Raw genomic sequence first — 16054 nt, 5'->3', positions numbered from 1 at the left:
GATTCACCCCGCCCACCGGGCCCGCGGCCTCTCTTCGACGTCCCGTCGAGAGGGGTTTTCCAGCGGGCGGCAGCGAAGTGGCGGTCATGTGTGGCAAACCCTCGTGCGTGAATTATCGGCCACATACAGGCCGCCAATCCCCGCACCCTATGTACAACGCAGAAAAATTCATGCATCTAAGGCAGCAAATATGATCGCAATCACGGGAAGGTACGGTCCGAGCCGGATAGAAAATGGACAATCAGCCACTTTTCGCCCGACCTGTCCCCCGGGAGTTCCCGGCCCGGTGGCTCATGAACTCCCGGACGGCGAGGATGGGGGCGGAGATCAGGGTCATTGCGTGAGGGCGGTCGGTCCGGTTCGCCGGTCTCGGGTGTGACGTGACGTCATGTCCTGGCTTGGGGCGAGAAGGGCCCGGGAAGCAGAGCAGGCACGGTGCTGGTGATCATGTGGTTGTCGAGACCCATGAGAACCGAGCGAGACCCTGCCTGCCCGAATATCATCGCCCATGCCGGCCGGGCTGGGACAACTGGCCCTTTCGAATGCCCGGACCACCGAGGAGGACGCCGCTGCCCTGCGGCGCTTCCTGGATCTGGTGCCCGATCCTCGCGGACGGAACGGGCGACGGTATCCGGCGCACGCGCTGCTCTGTGCGGCCGCGGCGGCGGTCCTGACCGGTGCCCGCTCGCTCATCGCGATCAGTTAATGGATCACAGATGCGCCGCAGCACGTCCTGGGACTCCTCGGCTTTCCGGCCGACCCGCTCACCGGCCTGCGGACGGTGCCGCACGCCGCCACCGTCCGCCGCCTGCTCCAGCACGTCGACGGCGACGCGCCGGACACGGCCATCGGCGCATACCTGCAGGCCAGAACCCCACCACCGGCGCCACCCGCACCACCCCCGAAACGGCCGGCCCTACGGGCCATCGCCGTCGACGGCAAGACCGTGCGAGGCTCGCGCACCCCGACCACGACCGCGATCCAATTGCCGGCCGCAATGGACCACCACGGCGTAGTCCTGGCTGGCTTCGTTCACGTCTAACAGCAGCGTTTGTCCACGGGTTTCGGCAGCGCTTGGTCATCAGCCAACTCCTGGATGCTCACGAGAAGTGGTTCTGGCTCACTTTCCGTGGAGCATGCACTCTGAGTGACGATCATCGGGAGAGTGGGCCCCGGGGAAGATGCCCGGAATTGATCCGTACGGGGAGTGGTGTGGCTGACAGTTCGGCCCGTGGAAGAAGTGGTGCTCCGGCTGGAGGAGTTGCTGTTCCCGTCGATATCCGACGTGGTGGTGCTGTCCGTGGCCGTGAACGACGAGGCGGTTCACATCGAGGCCCGAAGCACGATGGCTGGGGCCATCTGTCCCGAATGCGGGACCTGGTCAAGGCGGATTCACAGCTCCTACCTGAGATTTCCCGCTGATGTGCCCAGCGGAGGCAGACGGGTCGCTCTCTGCCTGGGCGTCCGCAGGTTCCTCTGCACGGTCGTCTCGTGCGGGCGGCGGACCTTCGCCGAACAGCTGCCGGGCTTGACCCGTCGGTACGGCCGACGGACCGAGCGCCTGCGGTCGACGCCGACCGCGGTCGGCCTCGCGCTCGCCGGCCGGGCCGGTGCCCGCATGGCGAGAGTCTTCGGCGTGTCCGTCAGCCGCAACACGGTGCTCAGGCTGGTCGAAGCGTTGCCCGACCCCGAAGTTCCAGCCCCGCGGGTAGTCGGCGTCGATGAGTACGCGACCCGCAAAGGCCGTCACTACGGGACGGTCCTGGGCGACGTCGAAAGTCGACGTCCAGTGGATCTGCTGCCCGACCGGGAGGCGTCCAGCCTGGCCGCGTGGCTCGCGAAACGGCCCGGGGTGGAGGTGGTCTGCCGGGATCGGGCTCCGTTCTTCGCCGAGGGTGCCACAGCCGGGGCACCGCAGGCAGTGCAGGTGGCGGACAGGTGGCATCTTTGGCACAACCTGAGTGAGGCTGCAGAGCGGTGCGTCGCAGATCACCGCGGATGCCTGCAGGTCCTGGCGCCAGATCCGGCCCATCCTGCCCCCGATCCGGAGAACTCCTCCGGCTCGCCCTGGCCGAGGGGACACCGCTTCGCCGACCGCACCCGCGTCAACCACGCGACCGTCCACGAACTGCTGGCCGCCGGGCTCAGCCGGAGGGCGATCGGCCGCCAACTCCGGATGACCTCCCACACCGTCAAGCTCTTGGCCGACGCAGCCGCACCGGAGGAACTGTTCCAGGGGCAGTGGCAGGGCCGGCCATCCAAACTTGACGCCTTCAAGCCCTACCTGGATGACCGCTGGAACCAAGGCTGCACGAACGCATGGAGGGTGTGGGAGGAGATCGTGCCGCTCGGCTATCAGGGCAGTTACCAGCGGGTTCGCGCCTATTTCCGGGAGAAGCGGTTCTCACCAGGCCCCGTCACCGCTCGGCCACCGTCACCCCGGGTCGTTGCCGGATGGATCCTCCGCCGGCCGGAGAGCCTCAACGAGACGGAGCACCTTCGACTCAAGGCCGTTCTGGTCCACTGCCCTGAACTGGAGGCCCTCAGCGGCCACGTTCGCTCCTTCGGCCAGATGCTCACCGAGCGCCAGGGCGAACGGCTGCCGCAGTGGCTCGATGCCGTCCGGCAAGATAACCTCCCCTGCCTCCACACACTCGCCGCAGGCATCGACCGCGACCGCGATGCAGTCATGGCCGGTCTCACGCTGCCCTGGAGCTCAGGCGTCGTCGAAGGCCATGTCAACCGGATCAAAATGCTCAAGCGCCAGATGTTCGGCCGCGCAGGCTTCCAGCTCCTTCGCAAGCGCGTCCTACTAGTGTGACTGGGTGTCGCTGTACCGCAGACGTCAAGGCCGCAGCGATCAAGGCTCACTGAGTGTCGGCGCACAGCGTCATGTGACGCAGCGTCGTGTATGCGAGGTACCCGCGCCATGTGTCCACCGTCGGAACCTGGCGGGCGAACTGCTCGTAGGAAGTGCTCCCGTCTAGCACTCCCGTCAGAACTTCGCCATCTTCGCCTCCGGCCCGCTGTGCGGCGCGGGCGCAGGCCATCAGGGCGGCGCCGACCGCCGGGTGGGACGGGCCGTGGGAGTCGGCAGGCCAGTCGGTGGGCCGTACCACCTCCGGTCCCAGCCAGCTGGCCAGGACGTCCGCCACAGTGCTCCACAACTTGAACGGGCACAGTAGGTGCGGGGTCTGGGCTATTCCATCCGGTCTGGCACCGTTCAGTCCCAGGAGGTCAACGAGAGGGCGGCCGAAGAGGGCCCGGGCGTCCCGGTCAAGGTTGTCGGTGCTGTTGGTGGCGTGAACCAGGTTGAAGACGGGGTTCAGGGCCCCGAAATCCCCGCGCAGAGTGCCCGGTCGGGCCCGGTGGGGAAGGACATCCCCACTTCTACCGTGATCGGATGGATCACTACGCGGGTCGGCGGCGCGGCTGCCGCAACCTCACCGACGTCCAGGACGAGTTGGCGCGGCGTCTTCAGTCGCGGGCGGCCCGGCTGCGGGCGGAGGCCGGCCGTGACGGTGGGGACGGCTTGTCGGTGGTGGAGGCGGTCGCGCTGGCGGCGGTCCAGCTCGGTCGCCAACCGCCGGCCCCGACCCCGCAGGGCCGGCCCGCAATCGGCGGCGCGCCGGGTCGTTGAAGAGCCGGGAATGCACACCGACGCGGGCAGACCCTGACCGCGAGTCCGTGTCGGACCCGGGTCCTGATGCCCGATCCCGCCGGGTGGTCGGCCGCGCGGCGGTGTCCGCGTCGGGTGTCAGGACCACCCCGGCCGCCAATCAGGGGCCGATGCCGGCCTGCGGGTTCCGATCGATCCGATCAGCGCCGTCCACCCCTGGGATTCCCCGGTTGAGGCGTTGACCACGGTCACCTTGCCCCAGGCCTTCATGAAGAGCACCGGGGAGGGCCCGAACCGGGCTGTGGTCAGGGTACCGAGACCGCCGGCGCTTGGGGATTGAGCACAGGTTCTCACCTTGTCGTTCAACGTCCGCAGGTGAACGACGTCTCGACTACCAAGTGTCGCCGTGCCCTCAGCTGACGGAGTCAGGGAGATTGGCGTTGCCGGTGTCCGACACCAGCTCCGCGAGTTGGAACAGGTACTCGGACTGCGAGAACCGTCCGTGGACGCGAATGACGTAGGACCGCTCTGAGCACTTGAAGATCTCCCGTCGTTGGACCTTCCACACATCACCTTCGTAGGTGTCCAGGTTCCTCAGGAACGCAGCCATCGCGTCCTCCGGACTACCCGTGAGCTCTTCAAGAATGGCAACGCGATACGACTCCGCAGGCGACCCGCCGACCGGGCTGACCAGGACTATCCACCGGGACATATGGCTCTCAACTCGCTCTTCAGTGATCAGGACCTCGCTGGACTGATCGTTTCAGGCAGCAGTGTCGGCGATCAAGCGCATGGCGGTTCCCGAAGGGGGCGGACCACCGAAGCTCGATCCGACTGCATCAGCTGGTGCGGCGGGGCTTGGTGCCCGTCTTGGCTCACCGATGTCGATGTGGGGCGACCGGAACCGCCGGGGTTCGCGGTCGTTGAAGAGCGCGGGTCGCACACCGCCTCGGGAGCTTCAGGTTCCCCCGGGCCCTCGGGGCGGTCCCGGGTCCTGACATCTGACACGCTCCGCCCCGCCTGTCCTGGCCGGGGAGGGATCTCGCAGCGAGTGGCTGTGTCAGCGTCAGGTGTCAGGACCACCCGCCGGTTAGGTCGGGCAAGCCCCTGTTACCCCGGCTGGGCAATAGGGGGTGCGGGTCTGTCCGCGCTGGTCGGAGTGGGTAACAGGGCCGCCGGTAACAAGCTCGGTAACCGGGTGGGTCACAGCCGACTTGGCCGGGGTCGGCCGTGGCTGCTTGATGCCGGGCAAGCCCCGGCGGGCAAGCCTTCGCCCCCCTGCGGTTTCCCCTCTGGTGCCCCCTGCGGTGACCATCAGGCCTGTGAGTGGTATTTCCGCAGCTCACCGCCCCTTCTGCGCGTATTCTGCCGCCTCGTTCTGCCGCCTCGGCACATCTTTATATCCATGTGGGAGGGGGCGGCCGTGGGAGGGACGCAGGCGCGGCGGTACGGGTCGACGCAGAAGACCAGGGAACAGGTCCTCGAAGCGCTCGGCGTGGTGAAGGTGGCGACGGCCGCGCAGATCCGGGCGTTGATGTGTCCGGGGACGGCTGATGCGGCGACGGCGCGGGGTGGTTGCAAGGATCTGGAGGCTGAGGGCCTGGTGCTCTCTGCCGGGCGGACCACGCGGGTGGAGCCGGACGGGCGGCGGATCACCGAGAAGCTGTGGTCGTTGACGCCTGCGGGGTTGGAGGCTGCCGCGGCGGTGCTGGATCGGGTGCCCCGGGAGATGGGCGGGACCGCGAAGGCGGCGGCGGCCTCCGGGGCGAAGCACGCGGGCAAGGTGACCGACACCCTCGCGGCGTTCCTCCAGACCCCGCCCGAGCCGACCGCGCCCGTGGTCCGCAAGGCCGCGGCGGTGCCTGCGCCGGCTCCCGCGCCGGCGGAACGCCCGCCGGGGCTGGGGCCGATCGGCGCCTGGTCGACGGAGGTCTCGTTGCCGGTCACCGGATCGTTCGCGGCCCCGGGTCGGGGCAGTGTCCGCACCGACATGGTGTTCACCGCCCCACACACGAAACTGCCGCTGCTGTTCGTTGAGGTCGACAACGGGACGGAAGGCCCGCCGATCCTCGCGGAGAAGATCGCCCGGTACCGCCGCTTCCTCGGGCGTTCGGTCGTCCAGGCCGGCCGCGACGTCGTGCTGTGGCGCACCGTGTGGTCGGCGCCGATGGCGGATGCGCACCCGCCGTTGGCGATCGTGTTCACCAGGAAGATGGGCCCGGCCGCGATGGAGACGCGGATGCGGGAGGTCGCTCGCCTGAGTGAGCGGGAGTGGCGGGGCCACTGGTCCACCGGCTACACCGCCCCGGACGGCACGTGGGACGGCTACCGCGACTACAAGGGCACGGTGCCGGTGATCGTGACCGTGCTGGAGCTGCTGGAGCTGCTGGAGCGCGAGGGCCCGCGCGGGCGGATCTGGTGGCGCTACGGCCGCGAGGGCTGGGAGACCCTCGCCGACGCGCTCGCCAACCCCGACGACCACAGCGCCTATTTCGCCCGCGAGGAACGCCGCCGGGCGGTCGAGAAGACGGAGCGCCGCCGGGAGGAGCAGGAGCGCCAGGAGGAGCGCCGGCGCCTGGATGATCCGCAGCAGCCGTCGGCCTTCGTCATCGTCGATCTCGCTTACACGTACTCGTTCTGCCACCTGGACAGGGTGACGACCACGCGCCGCCCAGCCCAGCACCCGGACGGCGCGTCAAATCACAACAGGGCAAACGTTGCCTGCTATGGCACTAGCCACCGCCCGGGCCGGAACGCCTTCCCGATCGCCCCAAACCCACCCCCGTACGCAATTTGTACGATCCAACCGCCGCAGTCGCTCCCGTGCGCCGCCCGTTGTGTCAGGCGGTGGCGGTGGGGCCTTTCCAGTAACGGGCGAGGAGGCCGAAGGAGTAGGTGTCGGTCCATTCGCCGCGGATCAGCGCGTTTTCGACGCCGTGTCCCTCGAGGCGGAAGCCGGTGCGTTCCAGGACGCGGATGGAGGCGGTGTTGCGGGTGTCGCAGTAGGCCCCGAAACGGTGCAGGCCCTGGGTGGCGAGATGGCCGACGGTGGCGTGGACGGCCTCGGTGGCGTAGCCGTGGCCGTGGTGGGCGGGGGCGAGGGTGAAGCCGATGTCGGCCTGCAGCCGGTCTTCGTGGAGGTTGACTCCGAGGTCTCCCACCAGGTGGCCGGGGTTGGCCTGCAGCTCGATTGCGTACTGGAACCAGCCGGGGTCCTCGGGCTGCGCCTCGGCGTATCCGCGGACCGTCTCCGCGGCCTGCGCCGGGGTGAGGGGTGAGTTCCAGCTCTGGTAGCGGGCTATGTCCGGGTCGGACCGGTAGGCGCCGAGGAGCGGGGCGTCGTCGGGCCGGAAACGGCGGAGCAGCAGGCGTGGAGTTTCGATCATCAGGTCAGCGTGCCACGCACGTTGGGGCGTGGGACAGGCGCCGTGAACTACCGCGGCCCCGGCCCCGGGGATTCGGCGGCCGGGGCCGTTGTGCGGGGCGGGCTATCGGCGGGGAGCGGGTTGGTGCTGGTTGTCGCGGGCTTGAACCGTCAGCGCGCGGTGGTGGCGGCGGGCCACGGAGTGCGGGCCGAGGAATAGGGCGGCCGGAATGAAGTGGGGCGCAGGAAGGTGGCGTTCGAGGGCGGGGAGGTAGTTCCAGCGCAGGCCGGGGTGTGCGGAGTGGGCGTAGTGGTGGAGGTCGCCGTAGGGAGCCAGGTCGCGGTCGCGAGTCCGGCAAGGAGCCGGTTGCCGGGGTATTACGGGGTCTGGGACACTTGATCCCATGCCTGGTGCCCAACAACGCGATCCCCAGCCGTCCCGATCCATGCGGCTTGCCGCATGGATCTTTCCCGTGGGGCTGAACGGTCGTCAACGACAGTCCTGGTCAGAGTGGACGAACTGGCGGATCTTCTTGCTGCTCCTCTCGGGGCCCTGCATGCTGATCGGCGCATTCACTTTCCGAGGTCCCGAAGTGACTTGGTGGGAACGAGGCGTCCTTGCTGTGGCAGGGGCCTCGATATCGGCAGTCCTGGCTTGCGCGGTGATCGGATACCGGCAGCTCACGGCCTCGAGCCGGCCGACAGCAAAGCCCCAGGACGCGAGCACAGGTCAGTGACCCCAATCCCCCCGGTGCGCGAACGAATTACGTGCGCTCAACTGGCCAACTAGTGCCGCATCAGGCAACGTTCGCCCGCCCTGTGGGGGACAAATGATGTGCTGGGTATGGCGGTTGCCGCGTAACCTGCCTGGCTGTGGATATGGGACGTGCTGACCGACAGCTCCGCCTGATCGCTGAGGCCATGGAGGTCGCAGGACCTCTAGGGGTTGCGGTGTGGCTTCGCGGTGGATGGGCCATGGATTTCTTTCTCGGCGAGATCACGCGAGACCATGAGGACATCGACTGGTTCGCTTGGGCGGACGATGCCGGGGCCTTGGCGGAAGGGCTTGCTGCTCCATGGCCATCAACCGGTCCCAGGACCGCCGTCTGACCTGCAGCTCGATTTCGCCAAGGACGGGCTGGAGAACAGCTTTACACTCCTGGACCGGGATGCGGCGGGCCGTGTGGTGGTTGCCGGGGGCCCATGGGCCGGTGCGCCCTGGCTTGAGGGAATGCTCGATGCCGGGATGGGCCGTATCGGTGGTCTGCAATGCGCGATCGTCAGTCCGCAGGCCCAGATCGAGATCAAACGGATGATGCCCATCTGGGATCCCTCCCGGCCTCGATGGACCAAGGACGCCGAGGATATCGCCCGGCTGGAGGCGGCCCTCCGCGCACGGGGTAAGCGTCCTGAGTGAGGTTCTTGTGCGTCGGCCGTCCGTTACCGTCGGGCAGTGGCAGAACGAGTACGTGTCCGTGAGATCGATGACGACGGGGACGGCGGCTGCTGCGGATCATCCGCAGGGGCACCGGGTCGGTGGTGACCTGGCGACGGGCCCAGATGGTGCTGTTGTCCGCGCGGGGCATGCCGGTGGTGAAGATCGCTGAGGTGTCGTTCACCAGCGATGACCGGGTCCGGGACGTGATCCACAACTTCAACGCCGATGGCTTCGAGTCGCTGTTTCCGAGGTACTCCGGAGGCCGTCCCAAGGCCTTCACGCTGCCCGAGCGGCGCGAGATCAAGAAGATCGCCAAGTCCAAGCCGACCGAGCACGACCTGCCGTTCTCGACCTGGAGCCTGACCAAGCTGACGGACTTCCTGGTAGCCGAGGGGGTGGTCGACGACATCAGCCACGAGGGCCTGCGCATCCTGCTCCGCGAGGAGGGCGTCTCCTTTCAACGCCTGAAGACCTGGAAGACCTCCCGCGATCCGGACTACGCAACGAAGAAGGCCCGCGTCGAGCACCTGTATGCGATCGCCGACGGCGAGGTCATACCCGAGAACGGTGAGCCCGGAGTTGTTTTCTGCATGGATGAGTTCGGGCCGCTCCACCTGATGCCCCACCCGGGCCGGCAGTGGGCCGAGACCGGCGGCAAGCACAAGAATCCCGACCGTGAACCACGCCGCCGGCGGCGGGCGACCTACAACGGCTACGGCGGGGTGCGGCACCTCTTTGCCGCCCTGGACTTGGCCAAGGACAAGCTCTACGGCCACATCAAGCCGATCAAGAGACGGACGCAGTTCCTGGAGTTCTGCCGCTACCTGCGCAGTCTCTACCCCGACGACGTCCGCATCGCGATCGTCTGCGACAACTTTTCCCCGCACCTGACCACGAAGAGGTGCCAACGGGTCGGCACCTGGGCGGCGGCGAACAACGTCGAGGTCGCCTACACCCTGACGAACAGCTCCTGGTTGAACCGGATCGAGGCGCAGTTCACGGCCCTGCGCTACTTCACACTTGACGGCACCGACCATGCCGACCACAAGCAACAGGCGAGCATGATCCGCCGCTACATCATCTGGCGAAACCGCCACGCCGACGACCGGCGCCTACGCGCCGTCGTCGACAGGGCAAACGTTGCCTGATCCGGCACTAGCTTTTGAGCCATTGATCACTATGCGCGGCGCGGTGCCGGGCGACGGCGTCATTGTTGGAACACCGCACGGTGCAGTAGGCACGTCGACCATTGCGGGAGGTGTCGACAAAGGCCAGGTCGCAGCCGGTTCGTGAACACCTACCGAGACGGCCGGGGCTGGCGAAGCAGACGACGTAGGCGAGTCCCGTCGCTGTGACGGCCTTGATCTGGGCGACGGGCCCCTGGTCGGTGGTGCTGTAGTGCAGGTGCGGGTGCCCGTCGTGGGTGGATATGTAGGGACTGCTAGTGGCCGACCCCAGTAACTCGTTGATCGTGTCGCGGCGATCCTCGAGGGACTGCGGGCCGAAACATGCCTCCAGCCTGCTGCTCCAGTGCTGAACACTCTCGGCTTCCCGTGGCGTGAGCGATGTCCGTTGTATCCCGCGCTGCGTGAGTACGACCTCAAGGGCTTGAGGGGTGTGCGGCGTCGGGAGATTGACCAAATCCGCTGCCAACAGCGCGGCTTCGCCGCCGTAATGGTTGAAGTGCATAGGGCCAGGTAACCATGGTTTGGTGATCACGCCGACTGGGTTTATTGCCACCGGCCGGTGTCTCAGCCGTGCCCGCACCGCAACGAGGGAACAAACACCATGACTGCCATTGCGCATGAAAGCGGTATCGACCAGCAGATCCACAGCCTGGCCGCATCGGTGCATGAAAGCGCCGCGCTGAACAACGAGTTCTATACGCGCTGGATGGCCGGCCCCCTGTCCTACCCCGAGGTCAGTGTCTTCGCCGCCCAGTATCTGGCTCGCACCGTAAACACCAGTGTCATGGTGGCACTGTCTGTCATAAACACCGAAGACCTCAACGCCCGCATAGAGTGCGTGAAAAACATGTACTCCGAGTACGGAAACGGCGACCCGAGCAAGGCCCACCTCGTTCTACTTGAGTCTTTCCTGAGCGACCTGCTCTCAAGGCTCAAGGGGACGCCCGTCTCCGTCGAGGAAGTCCGTAAGGCAGCGGCTGCGGCCCTGCCTACGACCACGGCTTTCAGCAAGGGCCAGCGGGAGCTCTTCACCTCCGAGGACCAGCGCGTCGTCCAGGGGGCACTGCTCGCGCAGGAACACCTTGCGTACTCCATGCTGACTCGGCTGTACGAGGGAGTCCGCAACTACAAGAGTGTCTATGACACCGACGACGACTTCCACGAGGCATGCGAGTACTTCTACATCTACATCGGAGAGGCCGAGAAGGACCACAAGGCCCAAGCGGTCATCTCAGCGGCCGCTGTGTGTCGGGGAGAAGAAGACCTCAAGGCGGTTCGCGAGGGGTTCGACGGGTTCATCTCGCTGACCACCGACTACTGGCAGGGTGTCGCCAACGAGATGCGCCGAGCGGACTGACCTTCGGCACCGGGACCTCGGACAAGCGAGTGGTAGGACGGTAGACCCACGCATGGGAGTCGAACAACCCGATCCGGTACGGCCTTCCAAGCTTTCGCTGGTCGTGGCGCCTTCTCTGGTGCTGCTCCAGGCTTCCAGCCTCCAGGTCGGCTCGGCAGTCGCCAAACATACGTACGGTGTGATCAGTCCGACCGCTCTGGCCGGCATGCGCTTGGTGTTCTCGGCCGGGCTGTTCTGCCTGCTCGTTCGCCCCCGGCTTCGGCAGATCACAGTCCAGCAGTGGCGGGCTGTGATTCTGCTCGGGGTGGTCTTCGCCGGAATGAACATGGCCTACTTCCAGGCCATTCGCCATCTGCCCCTGGGGGTGGCCTCCACGCTCGAACTGTTGGGCCCCCTCCTGCTGTCGGTGGCTCTCTCACGTCGGCTCCAGCACCTGTTGTCAGGGATGCTCGCTGTTGCGTCCGTGTTGCTGTTGACTGCTCCCGGGGGCGAGCTTTCGGCGCTCGGGATCTGTCTCGGTCTGCTGGCCGCCCTGTGCAGGGCGGCCTACGTGGTGCTGAGTCGGCGTGTGGGCGCGCTTTTCGCCGACTGGACGGGCTTGACGGTTGCTCTGGTCATCGGCGCTTGCATCGTGGCTCCCATCGCCGGCGTCACCGACGGCGCCGAGGTGGCCGCGCATCCGAAAGTCCTCGTCACCGGCCTGTTCGTGGCGCTGTTGTCGTCTCTCATTCCGTATTCACTGGACATGGTCACGCTGCGGCGCATCGACGTGCGCGCCTTCGGCGTCCTTCTCGCGCTCAGTCCCGCTGTCGCGGTCGGCGTGGGGTTCTTCATGCTTGACGAGCATTTGACACTGCGCCAGGTATGCGCGATCGCTCTGATCATGATCTCTACCGCGTGGGCGGTTGTGGTCCAGCCTTCCGCCGCCCCGATCTCGTCCTCGGACAGCACGCCAAGCGTCGACGAACGGCACAAGCCGCCCGTCTAGCTGCCACCAAAGATGCGCGTGCTCACCGCGGACCAAGCTCCGGGCCCCGCTGGCGACGCCGGCCGCGCCCGATTGGTGACCGGAGCCTGTGCGCCGTCGCGCCAATGAGCCGGGCCCGACTAAGAAAGGATCTCTCATGGACGTGATGACAGCCGTGATGACCCGCCGGAGCACGCACCGCCTCACCACACCGCCACCAAGCGACGAGGAGTTCTCCTACTTCTTGCGGTCTGCCGCCCTGGCCCCCGACCACGGGGTGCTGCGCCCGTGGAGGTGGATCACGGTCAGGGGTGAGGACCGGCACACGCTGGGGGCAAGTTTTGCCACCACCGCAGCACCCGAGAACAGGGCCAAGACAGCAGCCAAGGCCATGCGGGCCCCGTTGCTGGCCACGCTGGTCTTCACACCGCGCCCCAACCCCAAGGTTCCCGAATGGGAGCAGCCCGCGGCGACCAGCGCTATGTCGCATTCGCTGATGATGCTGCTGCACTCCCGTGGGTTCGGCAGCATCTGGCGGACCGGTCCTCTCATCGAGGACGTCGGCGTGCGGGAAACCCTGGGACTGGACAGCACCGAGCGTCTACTCGGATGGCTGTACATCGGCACCCCCGAGTCGCGGTCGGCGCCGCGGCGCAGGGAACTCACCGACGTGGCCGATCGTCTGACCACCTTCGCCGGCATGGGCGCCGGTGCCCACTCAGCCCGGATGTAATGGTTGAACTGTTCTAGGGCATGGCCGCACGCTGGCTCCATGGCCGTTGACCGGTTAGGTGACAACCACCAGACCACCGACCGCTGTTCCGTTTGCGGGCGGGGGGCAGGTGACGAGACCCGTTGGGTGCTGCTCTCCCAGCATCAGACTTCGCAGGGGCAGGTGGAGTACTGCAGCGCGGAATGTGGATGCATCGTGATCATGCTCGACGGTCACCTGATGCACGCCTTTCAGGAAACGTAGCGCGATCATTCACCAGCATCTTTCCCCGCCGACGCGAGAGCGGCGACTATTTCTTTCATGCATAAACACTCGGCATGGCAGTCGATGGGTGCTTTCTCTGCGCCCCCTCTAGTGGATTCGAATTTCCCGCAATGTGAAACCCCGAAAATCTTTCCGCGTGGTGCGCACTGAGCTAGGATTTCATCGTCATTCAATTCCCCCAACGGAGGATGATATGGAAGAGCAAACGGAAGAGTTCTACGAGACGCCTTCCCTCGTGGAGGTCGGCGAGTTCTCCGAGGACACCCTGGGATACAAGGGATCCGTCTGGGACAACTTCCTCATGTATACCACCTGAGGAGAGTAGTTGTGCGCACCGGGTTCGTAGTGGTACCCGACACTGCTGAGGCGGAACTGGCCAGCAAGTCCCACCCCTTCGTATCCCCGAAGGTAATTTCTCATCCTTCGGGCCGGCCGTGGGTGGTGGGGAATTGGCATTCCGGCGACGTCGTGTCAGCGCAAGCGGGCCCAGTGCGGGTGGTGGTGATCGGCTATTGCACGGTCACCAACGCCAGGCTTTCCGACTTGGCCAAGCGGGTCCGGGAACTGGTGGACGTCGACCGGCTCACCGAATCCCTTCACGGCAGCTTCCACCTCATCGTCTCCGTCAATGGGCGAACCCGCGTTCAGGGAAGCCTGGCCGGTTTTCGCCGTGTCTATCACGCACGTCTTGGAGACGTCCCGCTCGTTGCGGACCGCGCCGACGCGCTGGCGTGTATGACCGCCGCCGACATCGACGAGGAAGCCCTTGCCGTGCGTGTGGTCTGTGGCGCCGCGCTGCCTCCGCCCGTGAGCGAGCAGAGCATGTGGGTGGGTGTGCGCGCCGTTCCTCCGGACCACTATGTGGCGCAAGAGCACCATTCCGCGCGGGAGACCCGCTGGTGGCACCCACCTGCCCCGGATGTGCCGCTTGAGAATGGGGCCCTGCTGGTACGTGAAGCGCTGCTGGCCGGCACCGCCGACCGGCATCCCACGCACGGGCGGCTGAGTTCCGACCTGTCCGGAGGGATGGACTCAACGTCCCTGTGTTTCCTGGCGGCCCGCAGCACCTCGGACCTCCTCACCTTCAGGTGGGCCGAGGCCGAAGCAGGCAACGACGACTCATCGTTCGCCGCCCACGCGGCCCAGTCGTTGCCGCATGCAGAACATCTGGTGGTGCCGCAGAGTGACCTTCCCGACATTTTCGCCGACCACGACAGTGAGGCGGACATCGAACAGCCCTACCTGTTCAGTCGCACACTCGCCCGAACCCGCTACAGTGCCCAACTCCTCGCCCGACACGGGGCACGATGGCATCTAGCCGGCCACGGAGCCGACGAACTGTTCTACAAGTTCCCCGGCTATCTGCACCATCTGCTACGGCGCCACCCAGTGACGGCCGTGCGCCACCTTCGCGCACATCGAGCCTTGAGCCGCTGGCCACTGGCTGCGACAGCCGGCGAGTTGCTTCGCTCCAGCAGCATCACGCGCTGGTGGCACGATCAGGCCGACGGGATCACCAACGCCGCGCTCCCCACGCGATTTCCTCCCCTGGAATGGGGGTTCGTGCCGCTGAGGGCCCCGGAATGGGTCTCAGAAGAAGCCGTGAGCGCAACACGCGCAGTGCTGAGCCGCACCGCACAGACCGCCCAGCCCCTGGCTCCAGACCGCGGCCAACACCAGTTCCTGCACGCCCTGCGATCAAGCGGCCCTGCGTATGCACAGTTGGCCCGCGTATACGCCGAGGCCGGAGTACAACTGCACGTCCCCTACCTGGACGACCGCACGGTCGAGGCGGCACTGAGCGTGCGCCTGCACGAGCCGATCACCCCTTGGCAGTACAAGCCCCTGCTGGCGGCATCGATGCGCGGGATCGTGCCGTACAAGATCCTCGGCCGCCAGACCAAGGGAGAATTCAGTGAGGACGTACGCGTAGGGCTGCGCCGCCATCTGCCCGCCATGCTGAGAATGTTCGACGATTCAGCCCTGGCCGATCGCGGCTTGATCAACGTTGACGTACTGCAACGGACGCTGCTCGCCCCACAGCCCGACTCGTCTCGTCACCTCGCGCTGGAGCGCCTGGTGGGCTGCGAAACATGGCTCCGCGGGGTGACCACGATGAAGTCTCGGAGGAGTGCCGATGTCCGTGTTCCTGCATGGTGACGTGGCGTTGACCGACACCCGACGACGGGGTGGTGCTGCTGCAGCAGCGCACCGGACGGTACTGGCAGCTCAACCGCACCGGGGCCGGCGTCCTGACCGGCTTCTTGCCGGGGAACACGCCGGCAATGTGGCCTCGGAGCTGGCAGCCCGTCACGGGCTCAGCCGCGAACGAGTGCACAACGACATCACCACACTGATAGACCAACTCCGCGCTGCCCGACTGGTGGAGGCGCCATGAGCTCGCCAGTGGCGATGCCCGAACGACAGAGGCTTCCTGTGCGCCGGTGCCTGCGGAGCAATCGCTACTATCGTCACCCTGCCGTTCCGGGCCGTGGCCCGGCTGTTCGGCGGCGCCTCGTTTTCCGCTCACGGACACCACTGACAGGCCAGTCGCGCGGTGACGTGCTTACCGCCCCAAAGCCCAAGCCCGGCTGGTACCCCCGTCCAGCCGGGCTTGCGTCTGCCCGGCCGTATCGGTCCTGTTTGACACCGCGAGCAACTGGATCACTCGTCACGTATCTCTCCCGCACTCCGCGTCCGGCCCTGCCCCCGTGCCGCTCGTACCAGTCGGACTGGTACGAGCGGCACGTTCGTGTGGTCACGGTCGGGCAGGCACACCGTAGTAGTCGGACGGGCGGCCGGAACCCGACCGCGCTTGCCCTCCGGGCCCGGCGGGGGTAGCGGGGGCTGCGGCCGAACACCGCGTGGGAGACGGCGGCCGCGTACTTGGATACCAGGTCGGTGGCGAGGGCCGCGACCCGTTCCACGGTGAGGCCGGAGCGCTCGGCCAGCTCCCCGAGGGACAGGCGGGCACCGGACACTAGTACTCCAGCAGGATTTTGATGTCTGACCTGCGGGTTTCGCTGGGCGGCTGGAGTGTAGCGGGCTGCGGTGTGGTCAGGGGCGGTCTTCGTCGGGCCGTCCATCGATCGTGCGATAACGCCGCAAGTAGTGGCAGCGGCGGG

Annotated in this window: 14 protein-coding genes and 3 pseudogenes; 13 read left to right on the top strand and 4 right to left on the bottom strand. The window is 66.8% G+C overall.

Annotated features, from left to right (window positions below):
* Positions 1-508 precede the first annotated feature (508 nt).
* Together ACFYW3_RS35815 and ACFYW3_RS35810 are read left to right on the top strand one after the other, a co-directional pair.
* The gene (locus ACFYW3_RS35815) at positions 509-706 is read left to right on the top strand and encodes a hypothetical protein (RefSeq protein WP_389388576.1); all 198 of its coding nucleotides are present in this window, start codon (positions 509-511) and stop codon (positions 704-706) included.
* A gap of 525 nt (positions 707-1231) precedes the next feature.
* Positions 1232-2821, top strand: coding sequence for an ISL3 family transposase (locus tag ACFYW3_RS35810; RefSeq protein ID WP_389388575.1), 1590 nt, complete (start codon positions 1232-1234; stop codon positions 2819-2821).
* A gap of 46 nt (positions 2822-2867) precedes the next feature.
* Here ACFYW3_RS35810 and ACFYW3_RS35805 read toward each other — a convergent pair whose 3' ends face one another.
* Positions 2868-3155 carry a hypothetical protein gene (locus ACFYW3_RS35805; RefSeq protein ID WP_389388574.1) on the bottom strand — a complete coding sequence of 96 codons (288 nt, stop codon included), beginning with the start codon at positions 3153-3155 and terminating at the stop codon, positions 2868-2870.
* 248 nt (positions 3156-3403) lie between these two features.
* Between ACFYW3_RS35805 and ACFYW3_RS35800 the strand changes: the two genes are divergently transcribed.
* Positions 3404-3640, top strand: coding sequence for a hypothetical protein (locus ACFYW3_RS35800; protein ID WP_389388573.1), 237 nt, complete (start codon positions 3404-3406; stop codon positions 3638-3640).
* 391 nt (positions 3641-4031) lie between these two features.
* On the opposite strand, the gene ACFYW3_RS35795 is transcribed toward ACFYW3_RS35800, so the two are convergent.
* Positions 4032-4229 (bottom strand): hypothetical protein, encoded by a 198-nt coding sequence (locus tag ACFYW3_RS35795; protein WP_351753134.1) that lies wholly within the window; start codon positions 4227-4229, stop codon positions 4032-4034.
* Between the two features lie 102 nt (positions 4230-4331).
* Here ACFYW3_RS35795 and ACFYW3_RS35790 point away from each other — a divergent pair.
* A pseudogene (locus ACFYW3_RS35790) lies at positions 4332-5720 on the top strand (replication-relaxation family protein); the annotation flags it as partial.
* Between the two features lie 739 nt (positions 5721-6459).
* On the opposite strand, the gene ACFYW3_RS35785 reads toward ACFYW3_RS35790, so the two are convergent.
* Entirely contained in the window at positions 6460-7005 is a 546-nt protein-coding gene (locus tag ACFYW3_RS35785) for a GNAT family N-acetyltransferase (RefSeq protein WP_389388572.1), read from the bottom strand.
* Between the two features lie 857 nt (positions 7006-7862).
* On the opposite strand from ACFYW3_RS35785, the gene ACFYW3_RS35780 reads away from it, so the two are divergent.
* From ACFYW3_RS35780 to ACFYW3_RS35770, 3 genes and pseudogenes are all read left to right on the top strand, one after another.
* Positions 7863-8093 (top strand): nucleotidyltransferase domain-containing protein, encoded by a 231-nt coding sequence (locus tag ACFYW3_RS35780; RefSeq protein WP_351753225.1) that lies wholly within the window; start codon positions 7863-7865, stop codon positions 8091-8093.
* Positions 8050-8400 (top strand): hypothetical protein, encoded by a 351-nt coding sequence (locus ACFYW3_RS35775; protein WP_389388571.1) that lies wholly within the window; start codon positions 8050-8052, stop codon positions 8398-8400. Before ACFYW3_RS35780 ends, ACFYW3_RS35775 begins: the two co-directional genes overlap by 44 nt.
* A 36-nt stretch (positions 8401-8436) precedes the next feature.
* Positions 8437-9569, top strand: a pseudogene (locus ACFYW3_RS35770) (IS630 family transposase).
* Positions 9570-9576: 7 nt separating this feature from the next.
* On the opposite strand, the gene ACFYW3_RS35765 reads toward ACFYW3_RS35770, so the two are convergent.
* Entirely contained in the window at positions 9577-10110 is a 534-nt protein-coding gene (locus ACFYW3_RS35765; protein WP_389388570.1) for a CGNR zinc finger domain-containing protein, read from the bottom strand.
* 99 nt (positions 10111-10209) lie between these two features.
* Between ACFYW3_RS35765 and ACFYW3_RS35760 the strand changes: the two genes are divergently transcribed.
* The 6 genes and pseudogenes from ACFYW3_RS35760 to ACFYW3_RS35735 form a co-directional block, all read left to right on the top strand.
* Positions 10210-10965 carry an iron-containing redox enzyme family protein gene (locus ACFYW3_RS35760; protein WP_389388569.1) on the top strand — a complete coding sequence of 252 codons (756 nt, stop codon included), beginning with the start codon at positions 10210-10212 and terminating at the stop codon, positions 10963-10965.
* 52 nt (positions 10966-11017) lie between these two features.
* Positions 11018-11953, top strand: coding sequence for an EamA family transporter (locus ACFYW3_RS35755; protein ID WP_351753125.1), 936 nt, complete (start codon positions 11018-11020; stop codon positions 11951-11953).
* Positions 11954-12089: 136 nt separating this feature from the next.
* Positions 12090-12665 (top strand): nitroreductase, encoded by a 576-nt coding sequence (locus tag ACFYW3_RS35750; protein ID WP_389388568.1) that lies wholly within the window; start codon positions 12090-12092, stop codon positions 12663-12665.
* A gap of 457 nt (positions 12666-13122) precedes the next feature.
* Positions 13123-13245 carry a lasso RiPP family leader peptide-containing protein gene (locus ACFYW3_RS35745; RefSeq protein ID WP_389388567.1) on the top strand — a complete coding sequence of 41 codons (123 nt, stop codon included), beginning with the start codon at positions 13123-13125 and terminating at the stop codon, positions 13243-13245.
* 11 nt (positions 13246-13256) lie between these two features.
* On the top strand, positions 13257-15089 hold the full coding sequence (locus ACFYW3_RS35740) for an asparagine synthase-related protein (protein WP_389388566.1): 1833 nt from the start codon (positions 13257-13259) through the stop codon (positions 15087-15089).
* Between the two features lie 292 nt (positions 15090-15381).
* A pseudogene (locus ACFYW3_RS35735) lies at positions 15382-15471 on the top strand (LPFR motif small protein); the annotation flags it as partial.
* Positions 15472-16054 lie beyond the last annotated feature (583 nt).

Origin of the sequence: Streptomyces sp. NPDC002602, from assembly GCF_042889445.1 — a bacterium.
Classification (GTDB): domain Bacteria; phylum Actinomycetota; class Actinomycetes; order Streptomycetales; family Streptomycetaceae; genus Streptomyces.
Note: the sequence above shows the minus strand (reverse complement) of the source record. Positions and strands in the feature narration are given on the sequence as shown.

Bases quoted from the DNA above. Each gene is read 5' to 3' on its own strand.
- ACFYW3_RS35815 (WP_389388576.1), top strand. From the start codon at position 509: ATGCCGGCCGGGCTGGGACAACTGGCCCTTTCGAATGCCCGGACCACC.
- ACFYW3_RS35800 (WP_389388573.1), top strand. From the start codon at position 3,404: ATGGATCACTACGCGGGTCGGCGGCGCGGCTGCCGCAACCTCACCGAC.
- ACFYW3_RS35795 (WP_351753134.1), bottom strand. From the start codon at position 4,229: ATGGCTGCGTTCCTGAGGAACCTGGACACCTACGAAGGTGATGTGTGG.
- ACFYW3_RS35785 (WP_389388572.1), bottom strand. From the start codon at position 7,005: ATGATCGAAACTCCACGCCTGCTGCTCCGCCGTTTCCGGCCCGACGAC.
- ACFYW3_RS35780 (WP_351753225.1), top strand. From the start codon at position 7,863: ATGGGACGTGCTGACCGACAGCTCCGCCTGATCGCTGAGGCCATGGAG.
- ACFYW3_RS35765 (WP_389388570.1), bottom strand. From the start codon at position 10,110: ATGCACTTCAACCATTACGGCGGCGAAGCCGCGCTGTTGGCAGCGGAT.
- ACFYW3_RS35760 (WP_389388569.1), top strand. From the start codon at position 10,210: ATGACTGCCATTGCGCATGAAAGCGGTATCGACCAGCAGATCCACAGC.
- ACFYW3_RS35755 (WP_351753125.1), top strand. From the start codon at position 11,018: ATGGGAGTCGAACAACCCGATCCGGTACGGCCTTCCAAGCTTTCGCTG.
- ACFYW3_RS35750 (WP_389388568.1), top strand. From the start codon at position 12,090: ATGGACGTGATGACAGCCGTGATGACCCGCCGGAGCACGCACCGCCTC.
- ACFYW3_RS35745 (WP_389388567.1), top strand. From the start codon at position 13,123: ATGGAAGAGCAAACGGAAGAGTTCTACGAGACGCCTTCCCTCGTGGAG.